The organism is Microcoleus sp. MON2_D5 (assembly GCF_036701905.1).
GTDB lineage: Bacteria > Cyanobacteriota > Cyanobacteriia > Cyanobacteriales > Microcoleaceae > Microcoleus.
This window is the reverse complement of the sequence record NZ_JAUBRM010000109.1, coordinates 1-17,489: the sequence shown is the minus strand read 5'-3', so window position 1 is coordinate 17,489 and position 17,489 is coordinate 1. Positions and strand designations below refer to the sequence as shown.

At 45.9% G+C, this 17,489-nt stretch carries 16 protein-coding genes and 3 tRNA genes; 11 read left to right on the top strand and 8 right to left on the bottom strand.

The genetic code is table 11. The annotated features are described in order from the left end of the window. Window positions 1–241: 241 nt before the first annotated feature. The 5 genes from QUA47_RS26910 (at window position 242) to QUA47_RS26890 (ending at window position 2,916) form a co-directional block, all read left to right on the top strand. Window positions 242–403, top strand: coding sequence for a hypothetical protein (locus QUA47_RS26910; protein ID WP_190735839.1), 162 nt, complete (start codon window positions 242–244; stop codon window positions 401–403). 587 nt (window positions 404–990) lie between these two features. After that, complete coding sequence (locus QUA47_RS26905) at window positions 991–1,188, top strand: hypothetical protein (RefSeq protein ID WP_333433013.1); 198 nt, start codon at window positions 991–993, stop codon at window positions 1,186–1,188. Between the two features lie 95 nt (window positions 1,189–1,283). After that, complete coding sequence (locus QUA47_RS26900; protein WP_333433012.1) at window positions 1,284–1,487, top strand: hypothetical protein; 204 nt, start codon at window positions 1,284–1,286, stop codon at window positions 1,485–1,487. A 523-nt stretch (window positions 1,488–2,010) separates the two neighbouring features. Then, entirely contained in the window at window positions 2,011–2,526 is a 516-nt protein-coding gene (scpB, locus tag QUA47_RS26895; protein WP_006635908.1) for an SMC-Scp complex subunit ScpB, read from the top strand. Between the two features lie 42 nt (window positions 2,527–2,568). Continuing rightward, entirely contained in the window at window positions 2,569–2,916 is a 348-nt protein-coding gene (locus QUA47_RS26890) for a DUF760 domain-containing protein (protein ID WP_006635907.1), read from the top strand. A gap of 305 nt (window positions 2,917–3,221) precedes the next feature. Here the strand turns inward: QUA47_RS26890 and QUA47_RS26885 are convergent, their stop codons facing one another. Together QUA47_RS26885 and QUA47_RS26880 are read right to left on the bottom strand one after the other, a co-directional pair. Continuing rightward, window positions 3,222–4,442, bottom strand: a complete 1,221-nt coding sequence (locus QUA47_RS26885; protein WP_333433011.1) for an HhoA/HhoB/HtrA family serine endopeptidase — start codon at window positions 4,440–4,442, stop codon at window positions 3,222–3,224. Continuing rightward, window positions 4,443–4,871 (bottom strand): hypothetical protein, encoded by a 429-nt coding sequence (locus tag QUA47_RS26880; protein WP_333433010.1) that lies wholly within the window; start codon window positions 4,869–4,871, stop codon window positions 4,443–4,445. A 44-nt stretch (window positions 4,872–4,915) separates the two neighbouring features. Here QUA47_RS26880 and QUA47_RS26875 point away from each other — a divergent pair, with 44 nt between their 5' ends. Further along, complete coding sequence (locus QUA47_RS26875) at window positions 4,916–5,671, top strand: M23 family metallopeptidase (RefSeq protein ID WP_333433009.1); 756 nt, start codon at window positions 4,916–4,918, stop codon at window positions 5,669–5,671. Between the two features lie 422 nt (window positions 5,672–6,093). Here the strand turns inward: QUA47_RS26875 and QUA47_RS26870 are convergent. The 4 genes from QUA47_RS26870 to QUA47_RS26855 form a co-directional block, all read right to left on the bottom strand. Next, window positions 6,094–6,165 (bottom strand) — tRNA-Thr (locus tag QUA47_RS26870). Between the two features lie 73 nt (window positions 6,166–6,238). Beyond that, window positions 6,239–6,320 (bottom strand) — tRNA-Tyr (locus QUA47_RS26865). Window positions 6,321–6,520: 200 nt separating this feature from the next. Continuing rightward, a complete protein-coding gene (locus QUA47_RS26860) occupies window positions 6,521–8,338 on the bottom strand; it encodes an ABC transporter ATP-binding protein (protein ID WP_333433008.1) in 1,818 nt (605 codons plus the stop codon). Between the two features lie 289 nt (window positions 8,339–8,627). Then, entirely contained in the window at window positions 8,628–8,768 is a 141-nt protein-coding gene (locus QUA47_RS26855) for a hypothetical protein (RefSeq protein ID WP_190663245.1), read from the bottom strand. 218 nt (window positions 8,769–8,986) lie between these two features. Here QUA47_RS26855 and QUA47_RS26850 point away from each other — a divergent pair. The 4 genes from QUA47_RS26850 (at window position 8,987) to QUA47_RS26835 (ending at window position 12,440) form a co-directional block, all read left to right on the top strand. Then, window positions 8,987–9,058, top strand: a tRNA-Gly gene (locus QUA47_RS26850). Window positions 9,059–9,305: 247 nt separating this feature from the next. Continuing rightward, complete coding sequence (locus QUA47_RS26845) at window positions 9,306–9,710, top strand: hypothetical protein (RefSeq protein WP_190663244.1); 405 nt, start codon at window positions 9,306–9,308, stop codon at window positions 9,708–9,710. 4 nt (window positions 9,711–9,714) lie between these two features. Continuing rightward, the gene (locus tag QUA47_RS26840; RefSeq protein WP_006635901.1) at window positions 9,715–10,980 is read left to right on the top strand and encodes a glutamate-5-semialdehyde dehydrogenase; all 1,266 of its coding nucleotides are present in this window, start codon (window positions 9,715–9,717) and stop codon (window positions 10,978–10,980) included. 320 nt (window positions 10,981–11,300) lie between these two features. Further along, complete coding sequence (locus QUA47_RS26835) at window positions 11,301–12,440, top strand: fatty acid desaturase (protein WP_333433007.1); 1,140 nt, start codon at window positions 11,301–11,303, stop codon at window positions 12,438–12,440. A 117-nt stretch (window positions 12,441–12,557) separates the two neighbouring features. Here the strand turns inward: QUA47_RS26835 and QUA47_RS26830 are convergent, their stop codons facing one another. Further along, window positions 12,558–14,273 (bottom strand): lipoxygenase family protein, encoded by a 1,716-nt coding sequence (locus QUA47_RS26830; RefSeq protein ID WP_333433006.1) that lies wholly within the window; start codon window positions 14,271–14,273, stop codon window positions 12,558–12,560. 309 nt (window positions 14,274–14,582) lie between these two features. Continuing rightward, window positions 14,583–15,716, bottom strand: a complete 1,134-nt coding sequence (locus tag QUA47_RS26825; protein ID WP_333433005.1) for a class I SAM-dependent methyltransferase — start codon at window positions 15,714–15,716, stop codon at window positions 14,583–14,585. 553 nt (window positions 15,717–16,269) lie between these two features. Here QUA47_RS26825 and QUA47_RS26820 point away from each other — a divergent pair. Then, window positions 16,270–17,304, top strand: a complete 1,035-nt coding sequence (locus QUA47_RS26820; protein ID WP_333433004.1) for an adenylate/guanylate cyclase domain-containing protein — start codon at window positions 16,270–16,272, stop codon at window positions 17,302–17,304. The last annotated feature ends 185 nt before the right edge of the window (window positions 17,305–17,489 follow it).

The window sequence follows — 17,489 nt, the reverse complement described above, 5'->3', positions numbered from 1 at the left end:
AGTGGAATATCGAGAGTGTTGCCTCTATCCTTTCTCTGCGCTGTGCTTATCTCAATGGTCAACTTTCCACTTGATATTTGTGCAAAACTGAGATGCACCCTTTGCACAACAGTTCTCCCAACGTTTAAACAGTGGTAACAACGAATTTCAGTTTGCTAATCTTACCGCTTTAACCTTAGAAGACAAGATTGGCGAGGTATCGGGTGGGTGGAGAACTCAAGGAAAAATAAAAGGTGTAACAATGAATGTCGAAGTTGCGCTGTTTCGACGGGGAAAAATAGGAAGTTTTCTGATGATAATATATCTCGACGGCAGCAAACCCGCTATAACGATTAGCGAAGCAGCGCGCAAATTAGACAGCAGGATGATGGAATTGAAACCAGACTTAACTCAACCGCAATAAGTGGGTACTGCAAGCTGTAAAAAAAATCAGTTTTCTACCTGCAGATGACACTCAGATTAGTTACACAAAAAAAACTCGTGTATAAATAGCAGATAAACTGGGTTTTTCTGGTATCAGTACCGATGAATATCACCAGAGATTTTAGTAGATGGAACCCGGTTTCTGCCTCCAGGAATGATATCATGTCTGTTGAATTGCCCGTTATAAAATTTTGTCGCCTGGTTGGGGCGGGTTTATAAATATGGTGGATGTGAATTAAAGATTGTTGGTGAAACTCGCCCCAACAAGTATTGTGGTTAATTTACCTGACATGATATGACTGAGAAGAAAGAGCTTTGTTTCCAGTAAATTATACCAAAATACCTATGTCTGTGTCTCTTTCTCTGCAAAAAGCCTGCAATATTTACAACAAAATCCTCGTTGTCAATCACCATTCGTTCAGGATTGAAGCCGGAGAAATGTTCGGTTTCCTAGGCCCCAAAGGTGCCGAAAAATAGACCACAATTCGGATGCTGGCTACCCTGACTAAGCCCAGCAGCGGTCCAATTTAGGTAGCTGGATATGACGTGATGCGGCAAAGCTTGCAAGTGAAACAGTGCATAAGCGTCTTGCTCCAACAAATCAGTGTTGATAATCAGCTTTCAGTATGGGAAAATATGGAGTTTCACGGGTCAATGCACCACATTCCTAACCAGAAACGGCAACACTTCATTAAACAGTGGTTGGAATATGTAGAATTAGCAGAAAGGCGAAATGATTTAGTAAAAAAATTGTGGGGGGAATGAACCAAAGTTTGCAAATTACCAGACAACTTGGGTACGAGGCGCAAATCTTATTTTTGGAGAAAACGACGGTACGGTTAGACCCGCAAAGGCGGTGATTGTGGGAAATTATTCGAGATTTGAACAAGCAGGGAATGAAAATGCTGTTGACAACGCATTATATGGATGAAGTGGAGTATTTGTGCGATCGCATCGGCATTATGGACGGCGGCAGGCTAATTAGACTAGGAACGTTGGCCCAACTGCGGCAGGAACATGACCAAGGGTTAGTGATGAAACAAATAGGCGTTCGCTGGAAATAGAAGTTTTTTCCTACTCGGGAAGAACCTAATTTATATCTGTATGGCAAAGATGGTAAAAATGGAAGGATGGTTATTCCTTCTAATTGAGAGGATATTTTTGTAGAATAGCTGACGGGCCGACAGTGAGATTGATAAATAGCTAATTGCTAAATTTGATACTCTAACGTGGTAAATTGGCGATTAACAATGCTATTTTTTTAGCAAAATCATCGGAATCCCGGGAAGCAAAAAAAGTTTAACGCTCTACTTCTAGCGGTTAGGGGCGCCATAACGCACCCTATATATAAATTTTATACGTCCCGGACTGAGATAAAAAAAATAAAATTGAAATAGTTGGGTTTTGTTCCTCAACCTAACCTACACTATTAATCATTTGTGTAAGGGGAATGTTTATTACCAATTCTCATTATTCACGACACGGAAGTTAGTGAGATACGGATAGCTCTTGTTTTCCTGATTCCTTCTTCTTTCTTGCTTGCTCCTTATTCTTTCAACGTCCCAATTCCTAATTACTAATTCCCAAATGACTCGCTTAGCCACAACAATAGAAGCCATACTTTACCTAAAAGGTCAGCCAGTGTCGATCGCAGAAATTGCCGAGATTGCCAAATGCGATCGAGCCGAAGCCGAAGACGCCATCATCGAACTCATGTCTGACTCGTCCCACCGCGACAGTGCATTAGAAGTCGTCGAAACCCCCACGGGATACAGCCTGCAACTCAGAGAAGAGTTTGCCAGTTTAATGCAAACTTTAATACCTCCAGAATTAGGTGTTGGAGCTTTGCGGACGCTGGCTGCGATCGCCCTCAAAGGTGGCATCGCTCAGCCAGATTTAGTTAACTTGCGAGGTTCAGGAGCTTACCAACAAGTGCAGGAACTTGTAGAAATGGGTTTCGTCCGCAAACGGCGGCCTGCTGAGGGGCGGTCATATTGGCTACAAGTTACCGAGAAATTTCATCGGTACTTTCAAGTAGACCAACTGCCAAAACAATTGCAAATTGACTTTCAGGCAAATTTGTACCCAAGCAATGACGAGTAGTTTGAAGTAGAATGTAACCAGCCAGAAATTAAGAATCGCCAAATGGTTTTTCACCCTGACTTTGACACATCCAATGCCCAACAAACGGCAGTCAATCCACTGCTGAAGTACCTCCAACACCAATCCCCGGAGGTTCTAGCCCGAGTCGCCAAGTCCGTCAGCCCCGACATCAGAGAAATTATCTCTCATAACGTTCAAGGACTTGTCGGGGTTTTGCCTTCAGAAAATTTTAACGTCGAAATTACCACTGACCGCGAAAACTTAGCAGGCTTGCTAGCTTCAGCGATGATGACAGGCTATTTTTTGAGGCAAATGGAGCAGAGGATGCACCTAGAAGAAAATTTAGCAAGCACCAGCTCGATTCAACCCAACTCGCCCAAAGACAAGTAAAAAGATCAACGGGTTGGGGAAGCCAGAAAGATGAAAGTTGTTAAGAAAAACCCATAATCCTGAATCAGGGAGGCACAGGGAATTAAGAAACCGGGCTGTTAACCGGGTATCCCTCGCCCTACACTGAGGATTTTGGTGAAAAAACCCGGTTGCTGCATCCAGGACTATAAAGTATCAGATTTATCTTTCATCCTCCACCGTTTGCCACTAATAGCAGTTTCCCAAAAGAAAGCAACGGTAGGTAAGCTCCAAATCCTTATCCCGTAAGTCATTCCCACTTCTGTAATCGAAAATCTCAAATGGTATTACCCACCGGCGGAGCTACCCGATAGGGGAAAAGCACCCGGACGTACTTTGATATTCTGAACTTGACCTAAACGGTTAATTTCCAGTTCGAGTTCTTTGCCCACAACAGTGTTTTCCACCCGTTCTTGCACGTCCCCGGGAGTGTTGACTGCAATTCCGTCAACTTTTTGAATGACATCTCCGGCGCGCAAGTCGGCTTTTTGAGCGGGGGAATTTTCTACGACTCGCGTCACGGCTACGCCTTGATCGAGGGTAATTTTATTATTATCGAGCTGTTTGTTGAGTTCGGCCTTGGTGGCGGCAGTCAAGCTGACCATTTGAATGCCGAGATAGGGATGTTCGGCTTTACCTTTGGCAAATAACTGATCGGAAACTCGTTTGGCGGTTTCGATCGGAATTGCAAATCCCAAGCCCTGAGCATCCGCGCGGATAGCGGTATTGATGCCAATTACTTGGCCTTGGTCATTGAGTAGCGGCCCGCCAGAATTGCCGGGGTTGATGGCGGCGTCGGTTTGGATGAAGCGGACTCGCTTGTCGGGGATGCCGACTTGCGAACTCGATCGACCCGTAGCGCTGATAATGCCCACAGTCACGGTATTGTCGAGACCTAAAGGATTGCCGATCGCGATCGCCCACTGTCCCGGTACAATATTGTCCGATCGACCCAAAGCCACCTGCGGCAGTTCCTTAGCATTAATCTTAACCACAGCGACATCCGTCAGCGGATCGACTCCCTGCACCTTACCCTCAAACTCGCGGCCGTCTTTGAGCGTCACCTTGACAGTATCCGTCCCCGAGACAACGTGAGCATTAGTAACGATGCGGCCGTCAGAAGTGAGAATAAACCCGGAACCCGTACCTCTCTTGACTCGTTCTTCCGGCTGCGGCAAATTTTCCCCAAAAAACCGACGAAACAAAGGATTTTTGAAAGCTTCCGGCACTTGATTCGCCACCTTGCTTGAGGCGTCAATCCGCACTACAGCCGGGCCAACTTTTTCGGCTGCTTCAGCAATAAAATTGGGATTGCTGCGATCTACCGCCCGATTTTCCTGAACCGGAGGAGACGCATAGGGGGGGATTTGCTGGCGCACTACTGGCAAAACCAATCCGGTTTCCAGAGTGTTTGAGCCTTGCAGATAGCGATTGCCCAACCATCCCAGGCCTCCCCCGATCGACAGCAAAGTCACATAAAGGGTCGTTTGCTTAAAAGATAAACTCATTTAATAACTCCCGTTAAATACTTCATCCCCGCAGACACGTTCCGAATCAAGCATTTTTGTCTTGACGACGGGAAGGAAGCGGGGCGGGGCGTACCGCTTCCTCAAGAACATACCTGTTAACAGGCAGGCGCTGATGGGCATCACAAGCAATTTTTGCCTGATTTCCCAAGAGCGACCAAAACTAATAATTCTCATCCTAACTTGGCTTAGCCTGGGATTTACAGTCTGGGGGGTGGCTAGAGCTTTCAAATATGCCGTTTCACTCGACTCAAAAATTGTCAATTGTCCGAAATGAATACTTTCTTCTCTATCTAATGACTTTGAAACGTTTATTTCTGCTGATTTCTGCACTACTTTGGTCGATCGCACCCGTTGGGCCAACGGTGGCAAATACCGAGCTCCCACCTGCAAATCTTCCCGGAGGTACACCTCTAGAAAACCCCGACCCCGCCCGCGATTGCCCGAGTCCGGCTATGTCTCGATTGCGCCGCCACACTGTGGCCCAGGGCGAAACAATAGAAAGCATCGCGCGGCAATACAATGTGATTCCTGCGGCGCTGATCGGAATAAATCCGACGTTGCGGGGCCCTCAAGTATCTGCTGGAAGTGCGATCGTCATTCCTCCGTACAGTGGCATCGAGGTAGAAGTACCTGCGGGCTGGAATTGGCAAAAACTGGCAGAAGCTTACAAAGTGCCCGCAGATTTGCTATTTGAGGCGAATGGCTGCAGGCCTTTGGGGCAAACCGTGTTTGTACCTGCGGTGAATAGGTCGATCGGGCCTTCTGTAAATCCCGATAAAACGCCATCGGTGCAAAGATTTCCGCTGCCCGCCCCAGCAGTGGAAGCTTTGCGTTACGGGCGGCAATTGCATCCGGCGCGGCGCGAATTTTTTTTCCACAGCGGCGTAGATTTTTTGGCGTCGGAGGGTACGCAGGTTTTGGCGGCTGGGGAGGGGACTGTCGCCTTTGCCGGGCCGCAGGGGGATTACGGGAATTTAGTTGTGGTGAACCATCAAGCAGGGAAGCAAACGCGCTACGCTCATTTGAAAGATATTGCCGTAAAAGTCGGTCAAAAAGTGCTGTCTGGAGAAGTTTTGGGAACTGTCGGGACGACGGGAAAACGGGACATTCCGCCATCTCATTTGCATTTTGAAGTTCGGTACAATTCGGGTTTGGGTTGGGTTGCTGAAGACCCGCTGCTTTATTTGCAAGCGACTATTAAAAAATAGGATTGTTAGTGTGAGCGAAATATGAGCGATTTACTGTAGACAAGCTTTAGAAATTACGATGGAGCATAGCACAAGGAGGACAAGTCCACCATATTGAGAGCAGACGCCAACTGTTGGCTGGTTAGTAAGGCAAAAGCTACTGAAAAGCGGTTCTAGCCCGTATTTTCCCGAATTTTACGAAACTGATTAGCACCTAATTGGAGACTAGAATCTCTGCGATTCTTTTCGGCATAGATTTAAGCTTCGCTGGCCTCGAATCAAGGGAACCGATACGTAGCACAGCGTTACACAGCATCCCTACACACCTAGCGAAGATGTAGAAATTGGTAGTTATGTATCACCTTGCGGTAACTACTCTGCCATAGTAACCAAGCTCTAGAATATTCCGAGCTGGAGTAAGGAATTGTATGGCTTAAAAGACAAGCCCGTGACGAGATTTGAACTCGTGACTTCCTCCTTACCAAGGAGGTACTCTACCACTGAGTTACACGGGCATAAAAAATTAAGAATCTCCAATTAAAAAATTAATTTTTAATTCTTAAATTTTAACTTTTTATTAAATTGAGGTGGGCCGAGCTAGATTTGAACTAGCGTAGGCGTAGCCAGCGGATTTACAGTCCGCCCCCATTAACCGCTCGGGCATCGACCCATTTCCATCACAGTTATAAATCCTAGCACCTGAATCTTTATTTGCAACATTATATTTAAAACTCTAATGATTAAGTAGAGAAACCATAAGTCATTTAGGGTAGACCGGAAAATAGAATACTGTTTCAGGTACGCATTGCTAAGTCTAGGCTTGGTGCCTGCCCTGAGCACGCACCCTAAGTCTAGACTTAATCCAAATCCCTAATTCACTAATTCTCCGGTTTCTTGCAGGGAGTGCAGGCGGCGGTAAATGCCTTGTTGGTTTAAGAGTTCTTCGTGGCTGCCAATTTCGACGATTCTACCGCCGTCGAGTACGACGATCGTATCGGCTTCGCGAATTGTACTCAGTCTGTGGGCAATAATTATGGTGGTGCGCGTACCGAGGATATTCTGCATGGCTAGCTGTATCGATCGCTCCGACTCATAGTCCAAACTAGAAGTAGCCTCATCAAAAATTAACACATCCGGCTCCACCAACAGCGCCCTGGCAATCCCCAACCGCTGCCGCTGACCGCCGGACAACCGCATTCCTCTCTCCCCGACCACGGTATAGTAACCTTGGGGCAACAGCCGCACAAAATCATCTACTTTGGCAATGCGACAAGCATCCTCAACTTGCTCGAAAGTTGCATTTCTGTTTCCGTAAGTCAAATTTTCCAGCAAAGTACCGTTAAAAACGTCTACTTCTTGGTGGACAATGGCTAAACGCTGGCGGTAGCGAGTCACGTCTAAGCTGCGAATGTCTTCGCCGTCGATCAGAATGCTGCCGGAGTTCGGTTCAAAGTAGCGAAACAGAAGTTTAACTAAAGTCGATTTTCCGGAACCGGATCGCCCGACTAATGCTACAGTCTGACGGGGATGAATCAATAAATTCACATCCTGCAAAACGGGTTTTTGACTGTCGTACCCGAACGTCAAACCGCTGAATTCAACTTTGCCGGTAAATTTATAAGGCGACGCCGATCGAGCATTTTCTGCTAAATTAACCGCATCAACACCGTCTGGCGTTTGCATAAACTCGTGGAACCGGATCATTGAAGAATAACGCCGCGCCAATAATTCGGCGATAATGCTAATCGGACGCAGTTGGGAATATGCCATGCTTGCCAGGGTGTAGACGGTAACAAAATATCCGAGGGAAATTTTGCCTGCAACCGTGGCGGCTAGGCTAAAACCGAGAACTGAAAACAAACACAACTGGACGATCGTCTGCTGGTATGCCCCCAAGGTGACGTATCCTTTGTGAATGCGGTGGATCACGACTTTTAATTCGCGATCGAGTCTGGTTGTTTGCCTTTTGAGTTCATCGCTTTCTGTGGCAAAAGCTTTGACTGTTTTGATGTTGGTGATAATTTCCGAGTTGCGGCTTTCGGTATCTTCGATGTATTCATCCAGAATTTCTTCTCGCGCAGTCACCCCTTGCAAGCCTTTTAAGGTGAAACTGAGGATAAATAGGAATGAAACCAAAATTAATAAGCCAATCCGCCACTCAATTAAGCAGATAACGGCAAAAATGCCGATTAAGCGGACGACTTCGGGGATGAATTCGCCGGCAATTTCTGGGTAAGTCCAAGTATGGTTGGCGATGCCTTTGGCGATGCGGCTGGCAATCCGTCCAGCGTTGTTTTCGTCGTAGAATTCTAGGGGTAAGGTGAGGATTTTGCCGATCGCACCTCTCATTCGATCGCGCCTCGCCCTCAATGGTATCGCCCAGTGGAACCAATTTGCCACCCAAGGCTGTACGGGTGCTTTGGCGACTGTTACCAGAAAAATTATACCCAGCAAGATGGATAGGGATAATGTTTTGCTGGGTGAGTGCTGGGTAACAGAGGCGATCGCTGTTATGAGTTTTTGCGTTACTGTATCTGTAGGTTGACCCGACAATACGTTTAATATTTGACCGATCGCGTAGGGAACAAGCAAATCGGCTAGCGCCAAAACGCTCGATGCGCCTATGCTGTAAACTGATATTTTCCAGTAGCGACTGTAGTATTGGAAAATGTCCTGAAAGCTTGCCATAAATTTTTGTTGAGATACAACCCTTGCAAACACTTGCATCTAAAACTGCGCTCTGGGCGCGCCTTGTTTACAAGTGTACTACAAAAGTAGTGGAACGGGCAGTCATCTGGGATCATGCTAGTGACTCGCCCGATCGGGTGATTTATGGCAATCATTCGATCGTCAGCAATCGATCCGCATTCCTGGGCAATAAATTCAAGACGAAGGGCAAAAAAATGCAAAAGACAGAATTTTTCTTAAATTCTGCCTTCTGAGCAAGGTCTGATAAGTTTTACGTTTGAGTAGTCTGTTAGCTGAGGGTGTAGGCTGATTGCAGCGCCCACCAGATCAAGAAGCCGATTCCGCCGGCAATGAGAATCGCCGAAATGGCGATCGCTATAGGACTGTCAGCTCCCTTGAACTTCATGATTCCGCGATTTAAATCTGACATGACAGTGTTCTCCCACAATTCCAGCTTGATTGTAGCTTTGCCGTCGGCCGATGGCGGTCAAATTTCACGGCAATTACTGATTTGGTTAATGATCTGGCTGCTGAAATTTCAGTTGGGGATAGGCTTTGGGGGTTTTTACTGGGTTTCTGAAAAAAACTTACTAAAAAGACTTGACAAATTTCGAGAATTGAGACAATATTGTTAATACCGCAGGAAATGCGGGTGTAGCTCAGTGGTAGAGCGTCACCTTGCCAAGGTGAATGTCGCGCGTTCGAATCGCGTCACCCGCTTTAGAAGATAAAAACATCAAGGAAAGGGGAAAGTAGATCGAGAAAGTTTTCGGTATACTCCTAATGATGGTTGAAAATACCTAAGTTAGTGGTAAGATTGAATGCAGAACTTGCAAGTCAAAATTGCCGGTCGGACATATCTCGGAACAGGCAGTTGAAAGCCTCGGTAGGGCGGAATTGACAAGTTTGATTAACTGGATATGTTAACGATTATTTTTGCAAAAACGCTTTTTTTATCTGATCGCTAGTGCCATCTCAAAAAGTTCCAAAGATTGACTTAAATGATGAGTACCCCTGTCCTTGCCGACGCCGGGGTCGTCTAGTGCCTATAACGTTGACAGAAGCCTTTGGATGCAACCGCTGTCAACAAATATTTGTATTGGACGAAAGTGGATACGTGATTGAGCAACTATCAACGAACTATCCTTACAAGCAGGCTTGGCGGTGGACAGGGAACCAGTGGAACAGAGCGCATCCGGGTTTGAAGGCCCATTATTTGCCACTGGCTTTGGGTATGATATTGGTGCCGCTAGTGATTTGGTTGCCCTTGGCGCTGCACTCGCCGGGCCCCAATATTATTCTGTGGGCAATGGTCGCCGTGCTGCTAGCAATGCTGCCGGCGCTGATGGTATGGCTCGCTTACAGGCGTTAGCTAGATGATAATAGAGGATTTTACCCATTCATCAGATGCCGCAAATGTCGCGCGTCGCGCTTATCAAGCTTCTTTGGAGTTGGCTGCGACAAAGAGTGCGGATCGCGCGGCAGGTTTGCAGGCGATGGCGGGCTGGCTGAAACGCCGGCAAAATGACATTTTAGAAGCAAATACTCTGGATCTAGAAGCAAGTCGGGACATGGCGATTCCCGAGTTGATCGTGGAGTGGCTGAAGCTGACGCCGGAACGGATCAAGACAACTGTGCAAATTCTGGAACGGTTGGGGGAAATGCCAGATCCGATCGGTAGGGTGATCAATGCTTCTTATCAGGTCGATCGGTGTCAGGTTTACTGTCAGTCGCTGCCGCTGGGGGCGATCGCTCTAATTTACGAGGCGTTTCCCGAGTTGGGGGCGATCGCCGCGGGTTTGTCTCTCAAAAGCGCTAACAGTTTGATTCTTAAAGGTGGCAGCGAAAGCTGGCAAACTAATACAGTAATTGGAGAAGCTTTGGTTTCGGCGATCGATGAGGTCGGTTTGCCCTCGGGATGTTTGCAGGTACTGCCGCCGGATCGGGGCGCTTCGATCCGAGAATTGGTCACTCAAGACCAATATCTCAATTTAATTATTCCCTACGGCAGGCCAAGTTTGGTGCAGCAGGTGGTGAGGTTGTGTACAGCACCCGTTTTGAGGTCGGCGATGGGAAATTGTTACCTTTATTGGTCACCGACTGGCAGTTTGGAGATGGCAAGGTGGATGATTTTGGACAGCCATCAAAGCGTGCCCGATCCTGTTAATGCGATCGAGAAAGTGCTGATCGATCGCAACCAAAAGCCTTCTTCCTTAGTCAGGCTGTGGAACAGTTTAAAAGAAAAAGGCTTTCAAATTAGCGCTGATGCGGATCTCGTGGCAGATTTCCCAGACTTGAAGCTGGCGGAACCATACGAGTGGACTCAACCTTATTTAAACAAAACCATAGCGTTTAAAGTTGTCGATAGTTTAGAGATTGCGATCGGCTGGATCAACCGCTACAGCAGCGGCCACGCTGACTGCATCGCCACTGAATCTTACTTAGAAAGTCGCCAATTTGCTCTGGATGTTAACAGCGCCTCAACTTTTATTAATGCCTCACCTCGGTTTTGGCGCTATCAAAATCGCGGAGATGCGATATTTTTGGGAATGTCCAACCAAAAAGGTTATCGTCGAGGATTGATCGGGTTAGATACGCTGACGACAATCAAAGAAATTGTTCAAGGAAACGGACTTTTTTAATTTTATAGATTATTTAGGATGGGTTATTGAGATTAAACCCAACTGAAAAGTGGGAGAGTATTATCGATAGGTAAGCCTTTAAGAGGTGTTCCAAAATTATTTTTATAGGATACAATAATATCTTGGTACAAAAATCAGGCAGCCTTGATCTAAAGCAATTTGATCACAAGCTCCCGGATAGCCGCAGTGGAGACAGATAAAATCTCCGCCGCCTGACAATAAGCCGCCGGATTTATGTGTGGGTTCCATCTAAATTGGGTACGGGATCTAATTAAATTTAGAAACTTATTAAGTCACATGAAAATCCTCTTAGCGAGCACATGAAATCAGAAAAATTACTCCATACTCTAGACAAGACGGCAACGCCGACTGTAGGCGCAGAAACGCTAATTCACCACTCGGTATATGTTAAAAAATTGCGTCCGCTACTGCCATCAGATGCCTTTGAGCCGAATTCAAGCAAGTTAGGGATACTGCTGATAAATATCGGGATTTTATTGTTAGGATGGGGAATTGCGGCTAATCTCGATCGCTGGCCTGTCTATCTTTTATGGCTTTACTTACCTTTAGCCGCGATTATGGGCAATAGTATCATAGTTTTGCTATTTAGCTCCCACGATTTGATGCACGGCAGCGTTCAGAAAAAGTCTCGCCTGACTTATCCGATCGCCTTTTTGGGTCTAAGTATGCTGTTCATGCCACCTACTCAGTGGAAAAATCTGCACAACCTCGTACATCACAATAACACGAATTCTTTGGCAGACCCCGATCGCAACTATCTGTACCAGCAACCAGATACTTGGGGAAAATGGATTCAAAATCTGTTTGTACCGTCAGTTGAAGTCAATCCGCTGTGGTTAATTGTAGGGATGGCCGGTTCGTGGTTAGTGCATAATTTCCGCAATCTAACCTCGGTACTTTTATTTAATGATAAATCAGTTGATTATGTACCGGCTGCTTTTACAGTTAGTGCTAAAGATAGAGTGGCTATCGCCTTTGAATGTGTGGGAATTTTAGGAATTCATGCCAGCATTTTGTTCTACCTAAATTTTCATCCCCTCAAAATTGCCCTAGCCTACTTTTTGCCGATCGCAATTGGTCATGCAGGCGCAATGTTTTACATCTATACCAATCACATGGGTTGCCGGATGACCAGCATTAATGACCCCCTGATCAACAGTGCTTCAGTGCGGGTTCCTAAAATATTTGACCGGCTGCACTTGAATTTTTCTTACCACACAGAGCATCATATTTTCCCCAGCATCAACTCAGACTATTATCCGATGGTGCAAGAGTTGTTGCAAATTCACTATCCCGATCGCATGAATTTAATCGATGCTGGTGAAGCTTGGCGGTTGCTGATGCAAACACCCCGGCATTATCAAGATGAAGTGACCTTCACCGATTCGTCGGGTACAATGTGCGTGAATTGCTCGATCGCTGAAGAATACAAAAGCTGAGAATGTGCAGGGGCTCTTACATCTTCTACGATGCTTAAGAACAGGCCAGAAAGCCTGTTCCACAAATAATGAATTTTATTGTGGGGTGGGCGAAACACCCACCCAACAAATACACTCCTACATACTGATGCTATTTAGTACCAACGAAGGCTTGAGAGCCAAGTAAGGGATGACTCGTTTTTGATTGTTGGCATCAATCTTTTGTTCTGCCATATTCAAATTTTGCTGGAACTGTCTGGCTAAAAGTTGGATCGGCGTTCCCGCAAAAACTTCATCGAAGCTCATCCGGTAGAGTTCTCGGAAAGATTTATCGTAATAACCCAAACGGTCATATCGATAAGCTGACAAAATAAACAGAATTTGCAGTTGGTCAGCCGCTCGTTTGTACGGAGGAAGCAACCGTAAAATGTCATTTTCCGTAATCACTTCTAGATGACCCGAGGCGGTAATTCCAGGAATGTCCCGGTAGGCTGCCAAGGGCATATTGGCCGCAAAACTCATATAGTCATACTGGGGAAAATTGACTGCTGAATGTTGTGGGCCACAGGTAAAAATTACAGTTGTGGCAATTGCAATTAATTGTTCAACTGTGTCGATGTGGTCTGACATTCCTTTGACTTTACCGCCGTCATCAGACGCTAATTCTTTAGCCCAGGTTTGCAGTTCCACATCTTGTACGATCGCCTCATTCGTCGGGTAAAAGAATTTAAGATAGCCCGATACAAAGGTTTCAATCGCATCCCAAAGCAACAATCCATCATCTCGGTAAGGATAGTGAGGCAGTTGATTGGGGTCATCCATTCCCCGATTTTTCAGTTCAGCGGGCAAGGCAAATTGATCGAGACTCCATGTACTGCACGCCTCTCTAGTCAGTTCCATTGTCTCAGCCAAGGTGCCGCCTAGCAATTCATCGACGGGCCCCCCGGGAGCGATCAAGTGAGAACGCGCCAGATCGTTGTTGGTCAACATAAAGCGAAAGTGCGGTTTCAGCAGCAGGCTAAGCGGGTGATTTTTAGCCAACTGTCGGGCGGTGACGATCGCGATTGGTTCCATCACCAGATGAGTTCGACCTAAATGGGAACTCATTTCATGGTGATTAGCATCTGCCACTTGTACGCAGAGTTTCGCATACAGCCAATCGATAGGAGGATCGAATGGGGTATACAGATGGCTACCGGGCTTAGGATCTAGTTGAATGGCAATAGGTGTCATTTCACCGCGATCGCGGATTCCTGTCCACCGCCAAGCGAAAAAAGCCCGTGGTTTCGGCAAGTATTTTCTGCCTTTTTCATAGGTTCCTCCTGCAACTTTCGCAGGCCCGCGATAGTGTTCGTCAGTACCTGTATAATCGGCAATGTAAATGTTTTTGTCCTGTAACTCTTTGCGAAGATCGAATAAGGGCTGCAAACAGCAAAGTTGTGCCAGTGTTTCTGCCCGAGAGTCCTCCTGATCTAACAGGCGAAGCACCATCGGATTTGCTCCAGACAGGCGCTGTTCTGCAAAAGAGCGATCGGTTTGGTAAATTTTGGCAACTCCAGGAAGCGGCAGCCAAGTAAAAAAGTCTTCATAGTCTTGGAGTTCATCGAGAGGATCGAGAAAAGCTCTCGAATCGGCTGCCAGCATATTTGCTGGCAGTTCCGATGTTGCTAATATCCGTTCTGCAAGATACTTACTCGAAAAATTCTCGACGGCGGGCACATCTTTCAATAATGCTAAAGGTGATAAACTCTCATAGTCAAACTGATAAGCTTGTTGCTGACGATTCAAGGAATCTTTGCGCTGTTCTTGGTTTGGGTCGTCTTGAGGAAGAGAAGGTTTCATATTGTCTACCATTGTATAAATCAACTCTCTTTTTGTAGTAAAATATCGCACCTCATCACTACCGATCGAGGATGGAATTTAAAAACTATTGTGCAGGATCACGGTTGATATAGGTCTTATTCACCGAGCAATAATCTTATTCCGGATTTTTTTAAACTCAGAAAAATTTCTCAAAAGAAGGCAACACTTCTCGATCGCCCTAAATCAACCTAGAAAGGTTTCATTCTCCCGATAACTAGCTCGCACTCAAGAACCCCGACTTCTTTGAGATGTCGGGGTTCGGGGTGTTCGGTTTTTTGAGCTTAGTCTACTGATTAGCGGTTAGGCACGAACCATTAAATATTGACCGTTGCCGTTATATTCGCCGTCGCAACTCGCGAAATTAGCCACAAACCAAATTAAGTAAAACCGCCAGATGCGACGAAATTTGGCATAGTCGATGCCGTAATCTAAATCTTTGACTATTGCCTGAGAATCGTCAAAGTTTTTCAGCCAGTTAGCAAAGGTTGTGGAGTAATTGTATCCGTTGAGATACCATCTTTGAATGGTTTTGAGGTCTTTGTTGTGGCTGGGAACGGCATCGTATTTCCAGTAACGGCCGTGGGGGAAAATGTATTTGTGGGTGAAAACGCTGGATATATTGTTGGGAGTGCGAACTGTGATGATGTGAATGAAAACTTTGCCGTTATCCTTCAGGAAAGATGCCAGCTTTTGGAAAGCCTTCGTTAAATTACCTACATGACAAAAAACTCCAATGGAGAGAATTTTGTCAAATTTGGTCTCGAAGTTGGCGTCGTTCAAATCGCCTTCATATAGGGTAAATCGACCGGAACTAAGGTAGCTTTCTGGGTCTTGCATCTTCTGACGCATATACTCGCATTGGTGGTGGCTCAAGTTAATCCCGGTAAAGGTGACATTGGGGAATTTGGAAAGAATGTAATTCGGAACGCAACCCCAACCGCAGCCAAAGTCTAAAATATTGTCGCCATCCTGAATCTCTAGCTTTTCAATCACATCATCAATCATCTGCATTTGCGATTGTTCAAGGTTCGCGGCTCCTTTTTCCCACAACCCCATGCTGTATTTAGGATAAATGAGTTTTCCGTCGCCTAACATCCGATTCAGCATAGCTTGAGGCAAGTCGTACTGAATCTTCATTAAATCCCGTGGTCCTTCGGCTGTATGGTCTGTTTCTGTTAGTACCCATTCGTAGGGTGCAAGCAGGGACGGGAAATGCTTAAAAAAGACCGGCATACAGGTATCAAAAAGCGATCGCAATACTGAATCTGGGACTTCTAATCCGTTGATGTAAGACTCTGCTACGGCCATTTGCACCGTGTTAACTGCACTGACTGCGAGGCGGGTTGCTCCGTAGGCGAGCGGACTTTTGCTATGTACATCTCCCACGATGGGAATGTGTTTTTCGATGCTTTGTAGGGCTGTTGATGAAGTCATGGCTATACTGGTTTTAAAGATGCTGCTATTCTATCTCACGAAAATTAGCTGGTTGTTAGAGAGCAAAAAAGCTGAAACTATTACAAAGTCAGGTCTCCACAGGAAAATTCCGAAAATTCAGAAAAATATATCGCCGTTGAAGGGGATTTGATAACGGATTTATCGGGCTTTGGGCGCTCGAAATTTTATTAAGAATTATGTCAGTTTATTTTAGATCTTAGATTTTAGATTTTAGATTAACTCCACAGCTTGAATTGGGGTATTTTCACGGTGAGATGAAAATTTCAGTGTTCAGTTATACCATTTGAGATTTGAGAATTGAGAAGGAATGATGAGCTAAGAGTTGGACTATTGCCTAGAGTTGCATTATTTTTTTAAACTGGTGTCAGTTGGGCGCTTGAGCTGAGGAAACGAGAAGCAAATGCCGATCGCGACTTATAGTTAAGGAATCAGGGGACGCAGAAAAAATGCCGAGAAACCGGGTTTGCATACAGGTTCGCTGCAATAACAGATGTCCGCGAGATTCCTCGCTAATTAGCTAGACGCGCTACATATGCCACAGATTCACTATCTGCCGGACGATCGCACGATCGAGATAGACGACGACGATATAATTCTCGAAGCTTCTCTGCGTGCCGGCATTCCGCACACCCACATCTGCGGCGGTAGCGCCCGGTGTTCGACTTGCCGGGTATTGATTGTCGAAGGTTTGGAATTTTGCTCTCCGCGCACTTCGCCGGAAGAGGAACTCGCGAAAAAATTGCGTTTAGAGCCGGAAATTAGGCTGGCTTGTCAGACGCAGGTTGCGGGCGGCAAGGTGATTTTGCGCCGATTGGCGATCGATTCTGAAGACTTGGAATCATTTAACGACGAAATGTCGGGAAAGTTGATTTCTCCTCCTGTGGGTCAAGAGAAAAAAATTGCGATTTTGTTTGCGGATATTCGAGGATTTACGCCTTTTGCAGAATCGCTGTTGCCCTACGACGTAATCTATGTTTTAAATCGCTATTTCCAAAAAATGGGTTTTGCGATTAACCGGAATGGCGGGATGATTAATAATTATATGGGTGACGGTTTAATGGCCCTGTTTGGGTTGGAAAATCCTGACAAGGCGGCCGAACAAGCGGTGAGGGCTGGGGTGGAAATGCTCGAGGAACTAGAGAAACTCAATCCCTATTTTGAAAATTTGTACCGTCACCAATTGCGGATTGGGATTGGGATTCACTGCGGCTGGGTGGTTGTGGGGAATTTGGGGGCGTTGAAAAATCAGACAGTGACGGCGATCGGGGATGCAGTGAATTTAGCCAGCCGGATCGAGGCGGCTAATAAGCAAGTAGGAACGAGTTTATTGATTTCCGAGGAGACTTATCAGGAAGTGAAGGAATTGGCGATCGTCAATCAGTGCGTATCCGTGCAAATTCCGGGGAAAAGTGGCGAATATCCGCTCTATGAAGTAGTCGGGATGCCGCCGCTCCCCGTGGAAATCGGAGAAGTTTCTGAGGAAGGGGAAGGTTCTATCTGGCAAACTTTTGTCAATAAGTTGCTGGCTTTGTATGCTGTGGTGTACAATTGGATTAGGAAAATATAGAGTTAAAACAGTAAGGTTTTTTAACAAGTAGACGAATATTTAAGCAAATAATTTTAGGCGGAGTTAGAGTCTGATAATGCGCTCATATCTGCCATTAATTTAGTTCCAATCGGGTGCATCTCAGTTTTGCACATATATCAAGTGGAAAGTTGACCATTGAGATAAGCACAGCGCAGAGAAAGGAT